The 22,479-nt window shown below is 38.5% G+C and carries 9 protein-coding genes; 4 read left to right on the forward strand and 5 right to left on the reverse strand.

Features of this window, described 5'->3' with window-relative positions:
• Positions 1–70: 70 nt before the first annotated feature.
• Entirely contained in the window at positions 71–643 is a 573-nt protein-coding gene (locus tag EPI11_RS17390; RefSeq protein WP_164879200.1) for a pseudouridine synthase, read from the reverse strand.
• A 125-nt stretch (positions 644–768) separates the two neighbouring features.
• On the opposite strand from EPI11_RS17390, the gene EPI11_RS17395 reads away from it, so the two are divergent.
• From EPI11_RS17395 to EPI11_RS17405, 3 genes are read left to right on the forward strand one after another with little or no spacing between them, the layout of a single operon-like run.
• Positions 769–1,227: an SRPBCC domain-containing protein gene (locus EPI11_RS17395; RefSeq protein WP_128391268.1), complete on the forward strand. Its 459-nt coding sequence runs from the start codon at positions 769–771 to the stop codon at positions 1,225–1,227.
• 2 nt (positions 1,228–1,229) lie between these two features.
• On the forward strand, positions 1,230–1,538 hold the full coding sequence (locus EPI11_RS17400) for an ArsR/SmtB family transcription factor (protein ID WP_128391269.1): 309 nt from the start codon (positions 1,230–1,232) through the stop codon (positions 1,536–1,538).
• Positions 1,539–1,557: 19 nt separating this feature from the next.
• Positions 1,558–1,980, forward strand: a complete 423-nt coding sequence (locus EPI11_RS17405; RefSeq protein WP_128391270.1) for an SRPBCC family protein — start codon at positions 1,558–1,560, stop codon at positions 1,978–1,980.
• A 46-nt stretch (positions 1,981–2,026) separates the two neighbouring features.
• Here the strand turns inward: EPI11_RS17405 and EPI11_RS17410 are convergent, their stop codons facing one another.
• Entirely contained in the window at positions 2,027–3,304 is a 1,278-nt protein-coding gene (locus EPI11_RS17410) for an acetyl-CoA C-acetyltransferase (RefSeq protein ID WP_128391271.1), read from the reverse strand.
• A 148-nt stretch (positions 3,305–3,452) separates the two neighbouring features.
• On the opposite strand from EPI11_RS17410, the gene EPI11_RS17415 reads away from it, so the two are divergent.
• A complete protein-coding gene (locus EPI11_RS17415; protein ID WP_128391272.1) occupies positions 3,453–3,782 on the forward strand; it encodes a hypothetical protein in 330 nt (109 codons plus the stop codon).
• An 86-nt stretch (positions 3,783–3,868) separates the two neighbouring features.
• Here EPI11_RS17415 and EPI11_RS17420 read toward each other — a convergent pair whose 3' ends face one another.
• The 3 genes from EPI11_RS17420 to EPI11_RS17430 all read right to left on the reverse strand — a co-directional run bounded on the left by EPI11_RS17420 (position 3,869) and on the right by EPI11_RS17430 (position 22,269).
• Positions 3,869–5,422, reverse strand: a complete 1,554-nt coding sequence (locus tag EPI11_RS17420) for a T9SS type A sorting domain-containing protein (RefSeq protein WP_128391273.1) — start codon at positions 5,420–5,422, stop codon at positions 3,869–3,871.
• Positions 5,423–5,575: 153 nt separating this feature from the next.
• Positions 5,576–14,170 (reverse strand): fibronectin type III domain-containing protein, encoded by an 8,595-nt coding sequence (locus tag EPI11_RS17425; protein WP_128391274.1) that lies wholly within the window; start codon positions 14,168–14,170, stop codon positions 5,576–5,578.
• Positions 14,171–14,508: 338 nt separating this feature from the next.
• On the reverse strand, positions 14,509–22,269 hold the full coding sequence (locus EPI11_RS17430; protein ID WP_128391275.1) for a choice-of-anchor L domain-containing protein: 7,761 nt from the start codon (positions 22,267–22,269) through the stop codon (positions 14,509–14,511).
• Positions 22,270–22,479: the final 210 nt, after the last annotated feature.

A 22,479-nucleotide genomic window follows, 5' to 3' on the forward strand; every position in this document is an offset into this window, starting at 1 on the left:
CTGGTAGAATATAAATGATAGAGATTTAATTTATATGTTTTTGGATACAATAATTCATTTGTTATTTGGACTAAACATCAAATTCATTGACTTCAAGTACTGCTCCTGGCTGAAGATCGTTTAGATGTGTATTACCAATACGAACACGTACCAGCCTAAGCGTAGGAAAGCCAACAGCGGCAGTCATTTTACGAACCTGCCTGAATTTACCTTCATTAACTGTTATTGAAACCCATGAGGTAGGGCCATGGCGCTCATCCCTGATTTTTCTTCCACGTTCAGGGAAATTTGGTTTTTCTTTCACTATATGTGCCTCACAGGGCAGGGTAGTGTAGCGCGTTCCTTTAAAACCTATTTCTACGCCTTGTTTAAGCATTTCTACAGCATCCTGGTTAATAAGTCCATCTACCTGTGCATAATATTCTTTTTCTACTTTTTTACTGCGTACGATTTCGCTCATCATACCATCTGTAGTAAGTAATAATAAACCTTCAGAATCTTCATCAAGACGGCCAATAGCCATAATACCCTCAGGAAAATCATGGAGTTCCCCCAATAATTTTTTGTTGCGTTTCAGGTTGTAAATAAACTGACTCAGGTAACCAAAAGGCTTGTAAATAAGGAAGTGTCGATGTGTACTCATAATAGTAATGCTCCTGCAAAAGTAATTTTTTATGCAGGGTTATCTTAAAATTACTTTAAAAAAAATACGTAACCAAAAGGTTTTGTATATATTTGTAACCGATTGGTTACTTAAAAGTATATACTATGAAGCCACAAACTCTTGAAATCAAAACAAGCATTCAGATACAAAAGCCGGTACATGAAGTATTTGAAGCGATAGTAGATCCTGCAAAAATGTCTAATTATTTTATTGTCTACGGTTCTGGCCGTATGGAAACAGATACTAAACTTACCTGGCGTTTTCCGGAACTTGATGTTGATGTTCCAGTGTGTGTAGCTAAAGTCATGAATGATGAATACATTTCTTACTACTGGGATAATAATAAAAAGGAAATGCTGGTGGAGATGAAACTAACGAAACATGGAAACGATACAGTCGTTTCAGTTACAGAGAAAAGTGCTGAAAACGACGAAGCTGGTATTAAATGGCTTAAAGGTAATACAGAAGGATGGGCTAATTTTCTGGCTTGTCTTAAAGCGTGGCTTGAATATGGTGTCCATTTAAGAAAAGGAGCTTTTGACTATAGATTTGAGAAAAAATAATTATGAGAAGAGATGTATTTCAGGCAATTGCCGATCCAACACGAAGAGAGATTATTAATATGCTGTCACACAACGAACTTAACCTTAATGCGGTAGCAGATAATTTTACGATAAGCAGACCTGCAATATCCAAGCATGTAAAGATTCTTACAGAGTGTGGTCTTGTTATAATGACAAGAAGAGGCAGGGAGCGATACTGCCGTGCAAATTTAGCTAAGCTTAAAGAGGTAAATGAATGGACCAATCGTTACAAGGAGTTTTGGAATGAAAAATTGGATGCTTTGGGCGATTTTTTAGAAAACGAAAAATAAACTTTAAACTACTTATTATATGCAAACAAAACCGTTAGTGATAGAGCGCACCTATAATGCACCTATCAATAAAGTATGGGATGCGATTACCAATGCAGATAAAATGCGTCAATGGTATTTTGATCTTGAAGATTTTAAACCTCAGGTAGGCTTTACGTTTGAGTTTAGTGCTGCTTGCGATGGAGTTAGTTACCTGCATTTATGTGAGGTTACAGAAGTCGAATCTGGCAAAAAGATTAGCTACAGCTGGAAATATAAAGATCACCCAGGCGACTCTTATGTAACGTGGGAATTGTTTCCTGAGGGAGATAGTACCAAGTTAGTGCTAACACATAAAGGGCTCGAGACTTTTCCTGCACTCAAAGACTTTACAAGAGATTCGTTTACAGGAGGATGGAATCATTTTCTTGGAACTGCACTTAAAGAGTTTCTTGAAAATTAAAACAAAAGGCGGTTATAAGACCGCCTTTATTATATAATATAAGTGTTTATTTTTCTAATATCACGGTCATTCCCTGTCCACCTGCAGCACAAACAGATATAAATCCGCGGCCACTGCCTTTTTCGTGAAGTAGTTTTGCCATAGTTGCGAGAACACGACCACCTGTAGCTGCAAATGGATGCCCGGTTGCAAGGCTGCTACCATTAACATTCAATTTACTTTTATCAATAGAGCCCAACGTTTCAACTCCAAATTGTGCAGATAGTTCAGGGCTCTCCCAGATCTTAAGTATAGCTAACACCTGTGCAGCAAAAGCTTCATGGATTTCATAAAAATCGAAATCCTGTAATGTCAATCCTGCTTTTTTCAGCATTCGCGGTGCGGCATATACCGGTGCAAGAAGTAAATTCTGTTTGTCCTTAATATATTCTATAGCTCCCATTTCGGCATGCGTTATGTAAGCAAGTATCGGTAGATTGTGCTGCTTTGCCCATTCTTCACTGGCTATTAAAAGGCATGAAGCACCATCTGTAAGAGGGGAGGAGTTACCTGCTGTAAGCGTACCGTTTACTTTATCAAAAGCCGGACGCAGTTTTGCCAGTTTTTCCATTGAGCTGTCACGTCTCATATTATTATCACTTTCTAAACCAAGGTTAGGAGAGATCATATCTTTAAAAAATCCTTTATCTGTGGCTGCAGCCATTTTTATATGACTTTGTAAAGCATAAGCATCCTGTTCTTCACGGGAAATACCATAATGTTTTGCTGTATATTCGGTATGCCCTCCCATTGATAATCCGGTACCCGGTTCAAGATTTTCAGGAGCAACAGGAGTAAAGTCGCTAAATTTGATTTTAAGCAATTGCTTAAATTTATCGAATCCACCTTTGCTTCGACGTACCGACAAAAATATTTTCCGAATGTGCTCATTAAATTCCAATGGAACATTACTGGTTGAATCTACGCCTCCGGCAATACCGCATTCTATTTGTCCTAGTGCTATTTTATTAGCGATATAGATTGCCGATTCAATACCTGTATTACATGCTTGCTGTATATCGCAGGCAGGTGTTTTAGGATCTAGCGATGTATGGAGTACACATTCACGCATGAGATTAATTTGCCAACTGTGTTTAATCACTGCGCCTCCGGCTACCTCACCAAGTTCCTTACCTTGTAAATTATAGCGGTCAATGAGCCCATTTAAGGCAGCGACCATCATATCAATGTTGCCTGCCTGAGTATAAGCGGTATTGTTGCGTGCAAAAGGAATACGGTTGTATCCTACAATGGCAGCTCTGCGAAGTGGAGTATCTGTTGGCATTGGTTTGTATTTAGGTACACTAATATACAACAATAGCTTATATTATGCTTTAGAGACGGTGTGTAATATAATAGTAATATAATGTTTCAGTAATACCCAATAACATGAATCTTATAAGATTTGCAGGATATAAACAATATATAAGTAAATGGGAATTTTTGACAAAAAGGAGAAAAAACTTCGAAAAGAATTCAGTAAAAAAAATGCTTCATTTTGCCGGGATGGTGTAAAGGAACTTGAAGAACTGCATAGTGAGCTAAAAGCTTCTTATGAAACAGTAGAAACCACTGTTGCAGAATTTACTGAGTTTAAAGAAGCGATTTCGCAAAAATTAAATGCTGAGGATAGTACAAAAATGGACTATTTTTTAAAACGTTTTAAAAAGGTAGATAAAGTAAGTCGAGATGCCGAAAGGGATGTTCGCGACTTATTACGTGTACAAAAGAAACGTTTAAATGAAGCATTACAGGATGAATAAAAATCCTTAAAGTAAAAATCCTGTATCTTAAAAACGGATGCTTATTCCGTAGAGATACAGGATTTTATTTTCTAATAGCAGAGAATTTATTGTTTAATAAATTTTAAAGGTTTATTTCCTTCAATCTTTATAAAATAAATACCAGCCGATAAGGAGCCGATAGAAATTGGAGCGGCCGGAGTTGTATTGAAATCTATTACTTTTTGCCCTAATGTAGTAATGATTATTCCTTTTATACCTGCATCAATTCCTTTTATTTCTATATTATCGGAAGTCGGATTAGGATATAAAAAAATATTTTCTCTTTCCGGAATCTTTATACCGGCTGTTCCATGACTTATTTTTGCAAGAAAAGGATAGCTTTCAAACTCTGGCGCGAGATGTTCTACGGTATCAAAATTTACATTTCCGGTTGCTATACCCGAAATAAAAATATCACCCAATTCATTTATAGTAATACAATCAATTTTATCTTCAGATGGACCGCCTGCCGTTTTTGCAAAAAGTACATTTCCATCAGAATTGTATTTTAATACCAATGCATCATTTTGTATGGTTGTGGAGATAATAGATGTACTTATTCCATTTCCCCAATTTAAAGTGCCTGAAGTACTGCCCGTAAAATAGATATTACCCATACTGTCAAGGTTAAGATAATTTCTATTCCCGATCGTTACACTTCCTGTTCCTGATGCTTCACGAACCCATTGGAAATTTCCTGATGCATTCAATTTTGAGATGAATATATCTTCAGAAAAATCCCCGGGGCCTTCTATTTCAATATCATCAAAGCCAGTGTTTACAAATAAATAAGAGCTGAAATAAATCTCATCAGGTGTGTTTGCTAAAACAGTCGGACTATCCGGGCATGTAATATCGTCAATATATTTTAACCATTGGTAAGTACCTTGTGGGGAATATTTAACGACATAAGAATTATAATTAAAATCTGTCGGTACATCAACACCCGCATATTTAGAATCGATACCCGCACAGCCGCCAGCCGCATAAATATTACCTTCGGTATCAACAGCTACAGAGGTTATCCTGTTTACATTTTGCTGTTCTATATTTAAAAGTTCACTGCCGGAAGCAGAATATTTCGTAATATATGAATCCATAAAACTATCGTAACCGATATAAATGGCATCATCACCATCTGTTGCTATAGCCCTGAAATCGGCAACATCGGCATCAGTAATAGAAAGTCTTTTGTACCAAAGTAAATTACCGTTGGTATCCAGTTTTGCCACTAAATAATTCATATTATTGTTAGGGGCTGCAATAAAAGTAGTGTCGATTGTAACCGAATCTAAATAACCTATTGCTATAATAATATTTCCCTGTGAATCTGATTTTATAGCATAGGGGTTGCATTTACCAGTAAATACCTTGGAGAACAAAACATCTCCATTTGTGTTATATTTATTATAATAGATGTTCCCTAAAAGGTCATTGTAATATATAGGAGTGTCTTTAAATCCTGAGAAGTATATATTTCCAGAATGATCAGAAACAGTAACATAGCCAGTTGTTTGTGTATTAGCAGCACCTATTGAAACTGTTTTTAGCCATTGATAACTTTGACTATAGGCAGCCATTGTAAAGAAGAGTACTATGTAAGGTATAATTTTTTTCATTTTAGCATATTTTACACTAAGGTACTTATATCCATTGATTTAGTTTTTGCTTATTGAGAATTTGCCGGGTTTGATTTAGAATTTGATACAATAAAAAAGCGTGACTGTTCAAATGAACAGCCACGCTTAATAAATGTGTGTGAAGTTAAAAAATTATTCCTGCCTGTTTATATAGATCCATCCGGTAGTTGTACCACCTACTGATCGTTCTATAACATAATAATATGTACCGGTTGGCAGTTCGTTTCCGTTACTGCTTTGTCCGTACCATTCATCTTTGTAGTTTCCTTTTGTATATACATCCTGTCCGTAACGGTTAAAGATAGAAAGCTTTTTAACCCCCATAAATTTAAGGTCAAAATTATCATTCAAGCCATCACCATTTGGCGAGATACCTTTTTGAATTGCACAGGCTATATCTTCTACAAGGTAAGATTTTGTAGTCTCACAACCATTGCTAGTTACTGTTAGTGTAAATTCAATAGGGAATACTTCGTTTTCAGGAGTACTGTTTACATAATCATTAACATCAAAGTTCTCACTGTCCAGTCCTACAATTTTACCAGAAGCAGTAGCCCACTCATAAGTAACATCTGAAGTAATAAATGAACCTTCAGCAGGAGTAGCAGAAATTATAAATGTACTGCCATTACATTTCCCATCTAATGAGAAATCAATCTGGCCATTAATGGTAAATGTAAACTTAGATGAATTTCCTGTATTACAATTTGCAGGATCTGCTGTAACAGTATAAGTCACAGTATGCGTACCTGATGTACTTCCTGCAATATCAATCTGACCTGTAACTGTATTAATACTAAGTCCGGTTGTACCGCTAAATGTACCGCCAGTAACAAAACCTTGTGCAAGATCAGGCGTTGCATTAGCTGCACCAAAACAGAAACTAGGATCAAAATCAAAATCAGTAACAGGAGTAATTGTTTGCGTAATAACTATTGTTGCAATACCGTTACCGGCAGCTACACAATTAACTACACTTTGTGGAACATCATAGCTTATTGTATATGATCCAATTGTACTTGCAGCGATGTTAATAGCTCCGGTAGCTGCATCAATTGCAAGACCCGCATCAGATGAAGTAAAAGTTCCGCCCGATGTAAAGCCTGCAGCTAATACAGGAGTCTGATTAGCAGAAGATGTACAAACCGGAGTAGTGTAAGAGAATGTAGTTACTGCTGCCGCAAGCGGTGTTACTGTTATAGATACAGAAGATGAATTTCCGATATTACAAACAGTAAGATCAGGATCTACGGTATAAGTAACCAGATACGTTCCCGCTGCAGTTGCAGTAAGGTCAATTTCTCCTGTAACAGGATCAATGGTTAATCCTGTTTCAGCTGAATAATGTCCTCCTGTTGTTGAGCCGGTAGTAAGAACTGCAACAGGATTGGCGTCAGCTTTACAAATAATGCCTGTAAGAGTAAAGTTAGTTACAGGTATTATTGAAGGCTTAATAGTGACAGTAATCGATGCCCTGTCGCCTTCACAAGTTTGCCCTGAAGTCTGACTCACATAATATGTAGTTATACCCGGTACAGTTGTATTTACTATAGGAGCAGTTGCCGAAGCAGTGCCGCCTGTAGGAACGGTATACCAATTTAGTGTATGTCCTGGAAGAGCATCAGCTGTAAGCGGAGCAGGAGTGATATTTTGACAATATTCAATAACTGCAGTTGTCACAGGCGCCAATGGAAGTGCATGAACAGTAACTTCAATTGGTACTCTTGGGCTTTCGCAATTTGCATTTGAAAGTTGAGAAACATAATAAGTAACTACACCTTCAGCAGTAGTGTCTGGAGTTGGAGTAGTTGTTGAGGCTGTTCCACCGATTGCCGCAGTATACCATTGAAGTGTATGATCTACTAATGGAGTAGCTGTAAGTGGCACAGCAGTTTCATCAATACAATACTCAACTGCAGCAATTATTACTGGTGCAGCAACATTTCCATTATCGTAGATAACTTCAATTGTACTTTTGCAATATTGAGTCGTCCAGTCAAATCTATAAATACCACTTGCTGTAAAGCCGGTAATAGTAGTTGTATTACTTTCAGGATGATCAATAATAGTTTCGCCAGGGTTGTCATTTTTAGCACTCCATTCTCCTGAACCTGCCGCAGACACTGTAGTAGTATTATCAATACAGTTAAGTAAAGAAGGGCTAACTGAAAGTACACTATTATTAGCGGTAAATTCAATTGCATCCAGCCAGTTACCTACACTTACTCCTCCAACACTTGAAACCGATTGGAATATAAATCGTGTTATTGGCTGGTTTATCGGTGTTGTGTAAGAGCCTGTATATAATGCCCATGCAGTATTAGTAGTTGTAGCAGTAGTTACATCTACATACGGTCCTCCGGGAGGTCCTGCAAGTAGTTTACAGGTATCTGTTCCCTGTCTTCCACGGTGTGCAAAACTATAATTAAATGCTGTGCTTTGTGGAGTAGGGTAGTCCTGATAGATACCAGATACCAGGTTAGCATTTAGTTCTATGAACTGGCTTCCTTCGTAAGCATTTACGTTTTCATAATTTGGTGTTGGCCAAAATTCCATAACGTCATCAGCCGCTGTAGTTCTCCATCCCTGTACTGTGTTCTGATTTATCATTTGAGGATATGGCGAAACAGTTAAAGGAACAGGGTTTTCAAAACCAAAATTTATAGTAGTAACTGTGCAGGCACTTTGGTTTTCTCCCGCAGGAGGCTCAGGTGTATTAATACAAATCTTAAATTCAGTAGTTAAAACAGGAGCTATCTTATTAAGAATAAGCCTTACTTTATAAGTATTTCCCGGAATTAAATTCTGACCTATAAGTACATTTGTAATACTACAGTTTTGTTGTAAAAGTGATCCGCATTGGTCACCTTCATACAGAGCGATCACAACTGGGTTTGGTTCACCTGTGAAACTTGAAAGTTCAACATTATGCCTATCTTCTGTAGCAACAAACTGATACCAGATATCAGCTCCGTTTGATGCAGCACATTCAAAAGGCTGAGGTGAAGCTGTCGCTCCGTCATAAGATGTCATTAAAGAAACTAAACAGTCGTCTCCTTGTGCATTTACACCTAACGTATAAGCACCTGTACAATCATCATTCGCTATTTTTGTCTTAAATGCAAGAGGTCCCGACCATTTACTTTTGTCGTTAGTCCCACAAACAGAGCGTACATAATATACATAATTTGTTGATGCATTAAGTGCTGGTGTGGTATATATGAAAGGCTTAGCAGGCGCCGAAACACCTGTACTTGTACTTGTTGGCGCTGGAGATCCTGCAGGAACCACATAAACTTCCCATGCAGAGGCTGTACCTATTTCTGTCCAGTTAAAGGTGGCACCTGTTTGTCCAACAGATGCAACAGTAAGCGTTGTAGGCTTAGGACAGGTTATTACAGAAAGATCTATATTATCTATAGCACCACCGGAACCAGTTCCTAAAGTATTATCATTTCTCCATTCAAATACAAAACGTACTGTTGTTCCTTGGTATCCGGTTGAATTAAGAATATAATTTGCAGTAGTCCAGTTACCATTGCCTACAAATTCACCGCCTATTTGTTCGCGGCCGGCACCAGCAACTATTTGTACTCCTGTTGTAGGTACAAAATTTTGAGGTACTCTCCATACTCTTATAACGTCCCAGTTAGGTGTTTCCCCCAGGTTTTTCCAATCAAAAGAAAAATCCAGTTCAGCCGCTCCGGTTGGTATAGTAACATCTTTATAAGCATGTACTACTGAAGCGGCGCCTGTACTATAGTTATTATTTAACCCACCATCATTTGTTACATATAAAGATTTAGAAGGACTGTTATTTACAGCCGATCCTACAATCCATCTATTCGTTTGATTGCCATTAACAATTGTCAAGCCGTATGTTGGGCCATCAAAATTTTGAGAATAATTTAAAGGTGAAGCGACCTGAGGTGTACTAAACTCAAAAGGACCAAGCCATAAACTTTTATCTGTTGGTCCGCAATTGCTTCTAACCCAGAAAAAGAAGTTTGATGAATCAGGAAGCCCATTTAATACTGCTGTAGGAGTAAGTACAGTATCAGTAGGTGTTGTGCCAGCTGTTGGTGGAGTTCCGGATAATGAATAATAATATTCATAAGATGGTGGCGCACTAGCCGGAGGAGTCCATGTAAACGTTGCAGATGTCGCTGTGAGCGTTGGCATCAATAAATTTGTTGGGGCAACGCAGGTAACAACAGAAAGGCTAATATTATCTATAGCTGCCGGAGGAGTTGTGCCTCCAAAAGTATCATTTCTCCATTCAAAGACTAATCTTCTAATCTGTCCGCCATAAGCTGCTGATGGTATGATTGTATTTGAAGTTACCCATGAATTATTATTGGTAAAGTTACCTCCTACCTGAACACGTCCTGTACCAGCAGTTATCTGAGTGCCTGGTACCGGGCTGTAATTGATAGGAACCATCCATATTCTAAAATAATCGGCTGCATCGCCAAGACATTTCCAATCGAAAGTCAATAGCAGTTGATCCAGTGTCGCTGGCAATTGGATATCCCTGTATGCCTGAACAACAGATCCTGCAGTATTGGTATAACTATTTGTCACACCATTATCGTTAGATACATATAATGAGTTCGTAACACTGTTACTTGTTGCTGATCCTACAACCCATTTATTGGTTTGTGTACCATTAACCAGATCCCATCCATGTACCCCAATATCAAAATTTTGGGTATAATTCATAGTTGCAGGAACCTGTGGTGTAGTGAAGTTTAATGGTCCTATCCAGAAACTCTTATCTGTTCCACTGCAATTACTTCTTACCCAAATATTATGATTTGTAGATGGAGGTAAGCCGTTAACTACTACCGTTGGTACTAGAGAATTGCCAGTAGGAGTAGTAGCAGCAGTTGGTGCAATGGCATCTGTTGCTACATAATAATCATAGCTTGCCGGCGGTACAGTAGTTGGTGTCCAGGTAAATGTAGCAATACCAGGTAAAAGTCCGCTCATTACAATATTAGAAGGCTGCGGACATGTAATAACTTTAAGATTAATATTATCAATAGCTGCAGGACCTTGTGTGCCTGTAGCAGCACTGTTTCTCCATTCAAAAACTAATCTTCTTATAGAATTGTTTAAAGTTGCAGCATTAATTACACTGGTTTGATTAGTCCATGTACCATTTTGCATAAAGTTACCGCCTATCTGGATACGGTCTGCCGCTGCTGTTATCTGTGTACCCGGAGTTGGTACAAAGGCAGCAGGTACAATCCATACTCTAAAATAGTCTGTATTGTTTTCACCTACATTTTTCCAGTCAAAAGATAAAAGTAACTGGTCTAATGTTGCTGGCATTTGTATATCCCTATAAGCTTGAACAACAGATAATGCATTGATGTTATAAGTATTGGTTATGCCATTATCTTCAGATATATATAATGAATTTGCTGCACTATTGCTTGTAGCAGTTCCAACGGCCCACTTATTCGTTTGTGTGCCATTATTCAATGCCCATCCATGTGCACCAATATCAAAATTTTGGGTATAATCCATTGCTGCCGGCACTTGTGGCGCCACAAAGCTTAAAGGTCCAGTCCATATACTGGTGTCTCCAGTTCCACAATTCGATCTTACCCAGAAATAATATGAGTTTGAAGGAGTAAGTGTTGTAATGGTTGCAGTAGGAGTAGTAATGGCTGCTGTATTTGTAGGAACAGTAGCACCTGTAGGAGCTATTGGACTTGAAGATAAATAATAATCATATCCGGGTACAGCTGTAGTAGGTGCTGTCCAGTTTATTATAACCTGATTATTCGTAAGGCTGTTTGCAGCAATTACCGGTGCTGTTGGAGCAATACAGGTTATCACAGAAAGATTAATATTATCAATCGCAGCCGGAGCTTGTGTACCGACTGTAGTATTGTTTCTCCATTCAAAGACCAATCGTCGTATTGAGTTACTGAATGCGGTGGCATTAATTATACTGGTCTGACTAGACCAGCTTCCATTTTGCATAAAGTTACCACCTATCTGGATACGATCTGTAGCTGCGGTTATTTGTGTTCCCGGTGTAGGTACAAAAGTTGCAGGTACAATCCATACTCTAAAATAATCATTATTGGCTTCACCCATATTCTTCCAGTCAAAAGATAAAAGAAGTTGGTTTAGCCCTGTTGGCATTTGTATATCTCTATAAGCTTGAACAACAGATTGTGCATTGACGTTATAGGTATTTGTTATCCCATTATCTTCAGAAATATATAATGAATTTGGCGTACTGTTGCTTGTAGCACTTCCTACAGCCCACTTGTTCGTTTGTGTGCCATTATTCAATGCCCATCCATGTGCACCAATATCAAAACTCTGAGTGTAATTCATAACTGCGGGTACTTGCGGCGCTACAAAACTTAAAGGCCCTGTCCATGTACTTGCATCGCCAGGACCACAATTAGACCTTACCCAGAAATAATAGGAGTTTGATGGTGTAAGTGTTGTAATTGTAGTAGTAGGAGTAGTAATAGCGGCTGTATTTGTAGGTACAGTAGCACCTGTAGGAGCAGTTGGATTTGAAGATAAATAATAATCATATCCAGGTACTGCAGAAGTAGGTGCAGTCCAGTTTATTGTTACCTGACTATCAGTAAGGCTGTTTGTAGCTATTACAGGTGCGGTTGGTGCAGAGCAGGTAATAACCGAGAGGTTAATATTATCGATAGCTGCAGGAGGTTGTGATCCTCCAAAAGCATCATTTCTCCATTCAAAAACCAATCGTCTTATTTGTCCTGCATATGCTGCAGCATTTATAACGGCATTATGAGATAACCATGCAGGTGTATTGGTAAAATTACCACCTATCTGCAAACGGTCTGCTGCTGCTGTTATTTGTGTTCCTGCTATTGGAATATAATTGGTAGGTACTAACCATATTCTAAAATAGTCGGCTGTATCACCAATACCTTTATAGTCAAAAGATAAATTTAACTGATTTACATTGGCAGGTATTTGTACGTCTCTATAAGCCTGTACAACAGCATTAATATTTATTGTGTATATGTTACTAAGGCTATTATCATTACTTATATATAATGATTTATTACCGCCATTGTTTGTGGCTGTACCTACAGACCATTTGTTAGGCTGAGAAGCATTATTTAAAGACCAGCCATGTGAAGCTGTTTCAAAATCCTGAACATAATTTAGTGTAGCAGGTATTTGTGTGGTTGAAAAATAGTATGGACCAGTCCATATACTATATGTACCATTGCCACAGCTTGCTCTAACCCAGTATTCATAGTTAGTAGCCGGAGTAAATAAATCGCCTGCTGTTGTTTGGGTTGCATTAAAGGCAGTATTTTGTGTTACATTCTGTCCAGGGCCAGTTGGAAGGCCGGTATTTGCTGGTTGTACAGCAAGCTGCCAGGATGTAGCCGTGCCGGCAGCCCATGTAAGTTTTGCAGATGTAGCATTTGAATCACTTGATGTAAGGCCTGTTGGTGATGCACAATATACTTGTTGTAATGATAAAGTATATGGCGTAGTTGCTGCAGCTGTACTTGTAGATATAACTATATAATAAGTATTACCTGCCGTAGCAGCAAATGAAGGAATAATAACAGGCGTTGTTGCATTACCTGTACCTCCGGCTAAACATGATACACCTATATCGGTGCAATTGTCGTATATAAATAACCCGGATCCTACACCGTTATTAGTAATACTAATGTGTATGTTGCCACTTACGGCAGGTGTATATTCATATACAACATCATTACCGGCTAAAAAATTACCTGTAGCATTACAGCCTGTTCCTGCTATACCTTCATAAAAATCAGTGAAATTTGCAGTATTATTTGTGTCTGTAAAGGGAAGAGCAGCAGGAATGAGTATAGGTGCAGAACAGCTTTCGCCAGGAGCCGCTGTGCTAAAAAAGAAAGGTCCTACAGGAATACTTTCTCCACCATCACTACAAATTGCCCGGATGTAGTATTTATATTCAGTATCGGCTAAAAGTCCTGATTTTGTGTATGGAGGCTGACCTACATATACATCTCCATTACCGGTAGGTGACTGAGACGAAAGTACAACTTCAATATTCCATGATGTTGCCCCACCTTGATTTATCCAGTTAAGAACGGCGTTGTTTAGTCCTGTACTGGTTACAGATAGTGTTATTGGAGATAAACATTGCGATACAACTTTTACATCGTCAACTAACCATCTGTCACAATCGCTGCCTTCCATAACAAAGGCAATATGTACAGAACCTGTTATTGCAGGAAGTGTAATAATTTTTTCAAAGTAGGTGGTTTGAAGTGGGTTTAAGCTTGTTTCGCTCCAGGTTTGCAGATCGGTATAACTTGCAAGATTTGTGGGATCTGGATTAGTAGAGATTTTTACTTTATAAATACCTCCCTGATCGCCCGTTTGTACCAGTCTGGAAAAAAAACGTAACTGGCCGCTGGCAGGCATATTAAAATAAGGTGTAATTAGCCAGTCCTTAGGGGCTGGAGTTGCCGTTTCTCTGGTGAGATAAGCAGCATGGCTACCTGTATTTGCAGGCTGAAGGGTACTCCCTGCAGCACTTTGAACCCAGGTAAAAGCAGGTCCTTCTTCGTTAATAACTGTCCAGTTAACAGGATGTGCTGGTGTACCGACCCAGGGAGTTTCAAAACTCTCGAGAGGCAGCTGAGCATAAGTGTTAAATGACAATAATAATCCGAAGATAATTAGTGTAATTTTTTTCATAAAAAATAGTTAATATTAGGTTTAAGTTTTAAACTTAATCAAAAAAATCAACTAAAAAGACATGTTATTTATATTAATTCTTATTAATAGTTCAAAATAAACAAAAAGAATATGAAATGTTATATTCTTACTTATTTATAATAATATAACGAATTTATTTATTCAATATATAAATGTTTTAAATAATATATAAATTAACTATTTTGTGTGCTTAACAATTTTAAAGAACTTTTAAATTGATTTTTAGAGCATTAAATATTCGTTAATATAAAAAAGCAGGGCCGTTCATCGAACGGCCCTGCTGGTATTTTGGCTAAATTATATTAACCGGTTATTGTTTACTCTTGTCTATTAATATAAATCCATCCTGTAGTGGTTTCACTATTAGAACGTTCTATCATATAGAAATAAGTACCTGTAGGTAGTTCGTCACCGTTGCCACCTTGGCCATACCATTCTTTTTTGTAATTCTTTTTGCTGTAAACTTCCTGTCCGTAACGGTTAAAGATACTTAGCTTAGCGACATTAAGCGCCGTAAGGTCAAACTCATCATTAAGTCCGTCACCATTAGGAGAGATACCTCTTTGAATATCACAGCTAGTATCAGTTACTTCAACAGATTTCTGTCCAATACATCCGTCTGGAGCTGTTACTGTTACAGTATATGTACCAGGACCTGCTGCAGTAAATTCACGATCTGTAGATACAAAACCTTGTGGGCCCGTCCAGGCATACTTAGCAGTGTCTATATTGAATGAACCCTGGTCATCTGTTACACCGATCATATAAGTATTGCCTTCACAACCGTTTGTTATAATAAGAGCAATACCATTGGTATCCTGTGATATCTTAACGCTTTCGGTTTGTGAACAGTTACCTATGAATACTGTTACTGTATATGTTCCAAATCCTGAAGCAACAATGCTGTTGTTTCCTGGGATCTCAACACCTTCTAATGTCCATAAATAAGTTGCATCATTAACATTAAAGTTGTTAGTTGGAGTAACATTTATTGTAACATTTGAAGCGACACAAACAGTTTGTGGGCTGCCCAGGCTAAATGCCGGAGTTGGTGTAATGAGTACTTCAAATGAGTTCTCATCTTTACAATTACCGTTTTGGGCAAACACATACACTGTTGTTGTTTGTGTAATGTCCTGACCGGCTAATAAAGGTGTTCCTGTTCCGTCAGGACCTGTAAAGTAATTACCTGAAGCTAAAACAGGAAGCTTGTAAGTATCACATGCTGTAACATCAGCCGGATCATCTACAACAGGTGTAGTGTCAATTGTTACAGTAAAGCTTACTTGTGCCGTACAAGGAGGGGTCATTGGTGTATTACTTGTTGCGAATACGTAAATAGTCTGAGTCGAATTGATTACATCAGTTTCGCTAAGTGCTGTACCTGTTCCGTCAGGGCCAGTGAAGTAGTTTCCTTCGCCAACAATTGCAGGAAGTGTATAGCTGTCACAAGCTTGTACATTAGCGATCGGTTCTATTACCGGAGCTGGTACTACAGTCACACTAAATGTGTTTGAAGCAGTACAGTTAGGAGTAGTTCCGCTAGAAGCTCTCACTTCAATAACCTGAGTTTGGAATAATTCATCAAAAGCAGATAGTATTTGACCATTTGCATCATAATAATTATTACCTGCACTAAGGGTAGGAAGAATATAGCTTCCACAAGCTGTTACATCGGCCGGATCATCAGCAACCGGTGTTGGAGTTACAACTACATTTACTGTAGATGTAGTAGTACATCCAGTTCTGTTTAATACTACTGTATAGGCACCTGCCTCAGTAACCGTGATTGATGGAGTTGTATCAGGAAGCGGTGCTCCGCCTTTAGTCCATGTGTAAGTTACCGGAGTAGTATCAGTATCAGTAATTATAACACTTATTGTTCCTGATGTTCCTTCACATATTGAGAAATCAGGATTAATAGTATATACAGGTGTAAGATCCTGAACAATTAAATCGAACGGCTTAATACCTACGCATCCGGATACATTATACAATGTTCTAATCCAAAGTGTTTGTAATCCCGGAGTTGTATTAGTGTATGCGGTAATATCCACAATAGGATTATCGCCACTTTCTGCATCAGCTTCACTAGTATGTATAGTGTTTACAAAGTCTGTTGGAGTTGTAGTACCTGCAAGGATTGCGTTTACATTTGGAGTTAAATCAAATGTTGCAAAACCAGAAGCATCACATACTGTAAGATTTGCAGGATCACCTGTAATTTCTTCAACAGGAGGATAGAATTCAATTACTACGCTTCCTTCATAAGAACATGAGATGTTTGCAAATGTTGCTTGTACACCATAGTTTCCAGATTCAGTTACCTGATATGTAGAAGAAGTAGCTCCAGGAATTACAGCTCCATCTTTAAACCATGTAAAGATGTAGTTAGCACCTACAAGTTGTGTATCAAGTGTAGCAGTTTGTGCATCACAAATTGCTGTTCCTGTATCAACAAGTAAATCTCCACCTAAATCCAGGCTGCCGATATCAAAACTACCTCCATCAAGGAAAACGGCAGAGTTCCAGCTAGCATCAGAATAATCAGCAATTACCAGTTTAATGTGGTATGAATTGCCGGGAATTACTGCCGCAGAAGCAATTAATGGTTTTGTTTGACCATTATAATTAATTGCTGATGCAAGAGGGTCATTCAGGTTATACTGTCCAAAATATGCAATATTTTGAGAAGCACATCCTGTATTGTATATACCATCTCTAATTGTTGTAACTCCAACAGGAATATTAGTATTAGGAATTACAGCAAGGTTTTTAGATACACCATTTGAATCTGTAAGGATAAAGGCGAATGCATCAGAGAAAGTACATTGGAATGTTCCGTACTCATTTGAAGCAAAAAGGAAATTAAACTTAAACAGATTGGTTAACGGTATAAAATCAAACTCAAGTACTGTCGCGTTTCTTGTACCGCTTAATTGTGTAGGTTCATTTGCAACAATAATAGCATTTAAGTCATTGTCACCAACCCAATCATTTGTATTACCAACATTTGGACCTCCAAATGGACCTTGGGCAGCAAGTGCACCTCCTGTAGATAGTACTACACCATAATCAAATGGGAAATCTGCACCATTGGCATCAAAAGAACCAAGACTTACTACATCGCCAAATGTTGCACCTGATCTTGAAGTTATATTACTTACAAGAGCGCATGGTGAATTGATAAGTACTTCGTTAACAAGTTGTTCTGGAGTAAACTGAGTTACATTCACAGAAATTGGAGTATTTGGTGTTCTTATACAAACATTAAAGCCTGTTGTTTGGTTAATGGTAGCAGTATTAGTATATACTCTAATTTTATAAGTATTACCAATAATCAGTCCATTTGCAACGCTGCTGTTTGCATCACTGCAATACAACTGAGTTAAAGTGCCACATTGGTCACCAGAATATACTACATGGTATAAGTCTGTTGTGCTGCCTATAATATCAATTAATGATATAAGGTGTGAATTGTTTGTAGCTACAAATTGGAACCATATATCATCTGCATCGTCGCCACCACAAGTATTGGCTTCCGGAGATGCTGTAGATCCGTATACGCTGCCACCTGCAACCAGAGTACATGATGAGTTAAGGTTTACAGGTACTACTATAGCACCGGCACAATCATCATTTGTTGGAGGTGGAGGCGGTGTGCTTACACATACATTAAATGCAGATGTTTGATTAGGAGTAGCAGTATTTGTGTATACTCTAATTTTATATTTCTGACCTACAACTAAACCTAATGCAAGACTATAGTTTGGATCACTGCAATATATTTGAGTTAATGCACCACACTGATTTCCACTATACAATACATGGACTAGATCCGTAGTACTTCCTGTTATATCTTTAAGTTCAATAATGTGAACAGTATTGGTTGCTGTAAATTCGAACCATACATCATCATCTTTTGTACCTACACAAGTAGTAGCTTCTGGAGATGAAGTAGCAGATTGTACTGTTCCAGGAACCGTTTGCTGACATATCATTGTAGGATTTACAGGTACAGTTACAGCTCCGGCACAATCATCGTTTACTGGAGGAGGAGGAGGTGTACCTACACAAACTTCAAACGCTGAGGTTTGGCCAATAGTCGATGTCCATGAATAAACTCTTATTTTATAAGTCTGTCCAACAGTAAGACCATTTGCCCAGCTGTCATTAGGGTCACTACAATAAAGTTGTGTCATTGTGCCACACTGATTACCAGTATAAACAGCATGAACAAGATCGGTTGTGCCACCTGTAATGTTTAATATGTTTATCTTATGAGTAGTATTAGTTGCTACAAATGAGAACCAAACATCATCATCTTTTGTACCTACACAGGTAGTAGATTCTGGCGATTGTGTTGCAGAATATATTGTACCCGCTGTTGTTTGAGCACAAACAAGCGTTGGGTTTACAACTACAGGGAATGCACCTGCACACTCGTCATTTAATGGTGGTGGTGGTGGTGTAGTAATACAAAGCTGGAACGCTGAAGTCTGATCAGGTGTAGATGTCCATGTCCATACTCTTATTTTATAAGTTTGTCCTACAACAAGACCGCTCGCGATACTATTATTTGGGTCACTGCAATACATTTGTGTCATAGTGCCACATTGGTTACCTGAATAAACAGCATGGAATAGATCGGTAGTACTACCGGTTACATTATTAAGGTTTATTAAATGAGCAGTATTAGTTGCTACAAATTCAAACCAAACGTCGTCATCTTTAGTACCTCCACAAGTAGATGCTTCAGCTGATGCTGTTGCACCAAGTACAGTTCCGTTAACTGTTTGCGCGCAAACAAGAGCAGGATTTGTAGGAGCTACAATTGCATTAGCGCAATCGTCATTAATAGGCCTAAGTGAGAATTTGTAAGGTCCGGCCCAGTTGCTTAGACCATTTGCTCCACCACAGTTAGAACGCACGTAGTATACATAAGATGTACCATATACAAGTGTGCCTACCGGTGGGGTATAGCTGCTATCTGTAGTTACTGGTGTTCCTGCGCCTGTTGGTGCCGGAGGGATAGTAGTTCCTACAATCGGTGAGATCGAAATTTCCCAGCTTGTAGAAGATCCGCCTTCAGTCCAGTCTAATGTAGCGTTAGTATTGGTAACATTTATTGCTGTAAGATTTTGTGGTTTTGGACAAGTTACAACAGTTATATTAATGTTATCTATGGCTGCAGGAGATTGTACATCTGCAAAACCGTCATTTTTCCACTCAAATACTAATCTTCGAGCCTGACCCTGATATGCCGTTACCGGAACGTCAAAAGTAGAAGTTGTCCAGGTGTTTTTTAGGTATAGAGAAGCTGCTAATTGTACTCTGTCAGCTCCTGCAGCAATTTGTGTTCCTGCTGTAGGTACAAAGTTTACAGGTACCATCCATACTCTTAAGAAATCATAAGGGTTAAAATCATCTTCACCCACTGCTTTCCAGTCAAATTTTACGCTGATCTCTGCCGCAGTAGTTGGAATTAATATATCCCTGTAAGCCTGAGTTACACTGGCTACACTAACATATGTATTTGTTGTACCGTCATTTGTAATATACATTGACTTAGTTGGACTATTACTTGTGGCAGTACCAACGGTCCATTTGTTTGGCTGTGCGCCATTAACAAATGAAAACTCATGAGCACCAGTATCAAAATTTTGAGTGTAATTAATAGTTGCAGGGATTTGTGGAACTGTTACACTTACCGGTCCGGTCCAGAAACTTTTATCTGTTGGGCCACAACTGCTTCTCACCCATACATTATAGGTTTGAGACGATGTAAGTGGGCCAATATTTGCAGATGTTGTTATGCTGGTTCCTAAAGGTCCTGTAGCTGCTGTAGGTGTTACTAATGGATCACTAGTGTAGAAGTACTCATATTCTACTGGAGGTGTGCCCGTAGGTGCTGTCCAGCTGTAATTAGCACTTGTAGCAGTAGCTGTTCCTAATGTAAGTGCGGTAGGAGCAGGACAGGTAACTGCCTTTAGGTTAATATTATCTATAGCACCGGCAGGTTGAGTTCCTGTGAAATTATTATTCCTCCATTCAAAAACCAAGCGTCGAGTAGATCCTCCAAAAGCAGCTCCATTTATTACTACATTCTGGGTTGTCCATGTTGGGATAAGACTAAAATTGCCTCCTACTGCCACACCACCGCTATTAGCGGCACTAATTTGTGTACCTGGTGTTGGAACGAAACTTGTAGGTACAAGCCAGGCTCTAACATAATCGGCAGCATTCTCTCCTCCGGATTTAATGTCAAATGAAATACCTATTTGGCCTATACCAGCAGGTATTGCAATATCTCTGTAGGCATGTGTAACAGAGTTAACAGTTATTGTATAGTTGTTTGAAATACCATTATCATTACTTATATATAATGATTTTGATGGGCTGTTACTTGTTGCAGCACCTACATACCATTTATTTGGCTGTGCAGCATTAAGTATAGACCATCCATGAGTAGCACCATCAAAATTATCACTATAAGGCATAGTACCGGGAATTTGCGTTGTAGAGAAAGCAAAAGGTCCTGTCCAGATACTAAATGTGCCATCTCCGCAATCTGCCCTAAGATAATATTCATAGTTAGTTGCAGGAGTGAAAAGAGTACCCGTTGTAGTTTGTGTTGCTAGGTACCCGGTATTTGTATTTATTGTCTGTCCGACTCCGGTTGGTAGTCCTGTACCTGCAGTTTGTATAACTGCCTGCCATGATGTAGCAGTACCCACTGCCCAAGAAAGATTTGCAGAAGATGCTGTTTGACCACCAGCCGTTAATGCTGTTGGAGCAGCACAGTATACTTGTTGTAAAGTTAAGGTGTATGGAGTTACTTGCGGAGTTCCATTTGTAGATACAACAAAATAGTAAGTTGTATTCGCTGTTACTACAAGTGCAGGTATAACACCGGCAGCTGTGGCACTTGCAACAGCACCATTTATACAGCTAACACCAATATTAGTACAACTTGTATATACAAATACACCTGCTGCACCACCTGTGTTTGAAAGGCTAACGTTAATAGTACCGCTAGTTGCTGGAGTATAAGAATATACTACATCATTACCTGCAAGATAACTACCTGTTCCCACACATCCTGTTCCTGGTGTACCTTCATATACATCAGAGAAGTTGGCTGTATTATTACTTGTTGAGTAAGGCAGTCCCGGTACAGCAGGTATAACGATTGGCGCTGTACAGTTTTCACCTTTGGCAATAGTACTAAAGAAATAAGGACCTACCCAGTCGCTTTTACCGCCACTGGTACAAATCGATCTAACGTAGTACTTATATTCGGTATCTTCTAGAAGTCCATTTTTTTGATAAGGTAAGCTTCCTGTGTATTCTACACCAACGCCAGTTGGAGTATCGGCACCTAGTACTACATCAATATCCCATTTGACTACGCCAGTTGGGTTAACCCAGCTAAGTTTAGCAGAATTAAGAGTGATATCGGTCGCAGTAAGGGTACTAGGCGCAGAACATCTTGTGATTACTTCTACGTTATCAATTAACCAACGGTCTTTATTATCTCCCTGCATAATAAATGCAATACGAATCTGCTGATTAGTATAAGTTGCAGGGATGTTCACTATTTTCTCCGTATAGGTTGTCTGTGCCGGATTAAGTGTAACTTCTGTCCATGTTTGCAGATCTACCCAGATTAAGTCGGCTACCGGTGTTGTGCTGCTTGGAGCAAGAGCAATCATTGTTTTGTAAATACCACCCTGATCACCAAGCTGTGTTAGCCTGGAGAAAAAATGTAATTCCCCATTAATAGGAGCGTTAAATTGTTTGGTAATTAGCCAGTTACTCGGTATTGGTGCACCTGGGTTAACATCTTCCCTTGCAAGGAAAGCAGCATAGTCACCTTGATACACGGGTTGTTGTACGGTGCTCCCTAAGGTACTTTGTACCCAGGTAACCGTTCCTACTTCATTTCGCACGACCCATCCTCCGGGAGGAGCAGGGGGGGCACCTGTCCATGGAGACTCAAAACCCTCCAGGGCCAGCTGGCCATAGCTGCAAAATGACAGCAATGATACAATAATCATTAATGTAATTTTTTTCATAATTTTAATATTTAGCTAAGTTATTCTTCAAATATAAATAATTTTAACATATATAATACATTATATGTTGAATCATTGATAAAATTTACTATAGGATTTTATATGTTAAAACGAAGAAAAATCATCATTTTTATAACGTATTTTTTACTGATTGTGATATAAGTTAAAACTTTAAGATATATTTTTACTTTTAACTTGTTTTAACTAGAA

The organism is Flavobacterium cerinum (assembly GCF_004028155.1).
In the GTDB taxonomy this organism is placed as follows: Bacteria; Bacteroidota; Bacteroidia; order Flavobacteriales; family Flavobacteriaceae; genus Flavobacterium; species Flavobacterium cerinum.

Coding starts and splice junctions, on each gene's coding strand:
- EPI11_RS17405 (WP_128391270.1), top strand. CDS start 1,558: ATGCAAACAAAACCGTTAGTGATAGAGCGCACCTATAATGCACCTATC.
- EPI11_RS17430 (WP_128391275.1), bottom strand. CDS start 22,269: ATGAAAAAAATTACATTAATGATTATTGTATCATTGCTGTCATTTTGC.
- EPI11_RS17395 (WP_128391268.1), top strand. CDS start 769: ATGAAGCCACAAACTCTTGAAATCAAAACAAGCATTCAGATACAAAAG.
- EPI11_RS17410 (WP_128391271.1), bottom strand. CDS start 3,304: ATGCCAACAGATACTCCACTTCGCAGAGCTGCCATTGTAGGATACAAC.
- EPI11_RS17400 (WP_128391269.1), top strand. CDS start 1,230: ATGAGAAGAGATGTATTTCAGGCAATTGCCGATCCAACACGAAGAGAG.
- EPI11_RS17425 (WP_128391274.1), bottom strand. CDS start 14,170: ATGAAAAAAATTACACTAATTATCTTCGGATTATTATTGTCATTTAAC.
- EPI11_RS17390 (WP_164879200.1), bottom strand. CDS start 643: ATGAGTACACATCGACACTTCCTTATTTACAAGCCTTTTGGTTACCTG.
- EPI11_RS17420 (WP_128391273.1), bottom strand. CDS start 5,422: ATGAAAAAAATTATACCTTACATAGTACTCTTCTTTACAATGGCTGCC.
- EPI11_RS17415 (WP_128391272.1), top strand. CDS start 3,453: ATGGGAATTTTTGACAAAAAGGAGAAAAAACTTCGAAAAGAATTCAGT.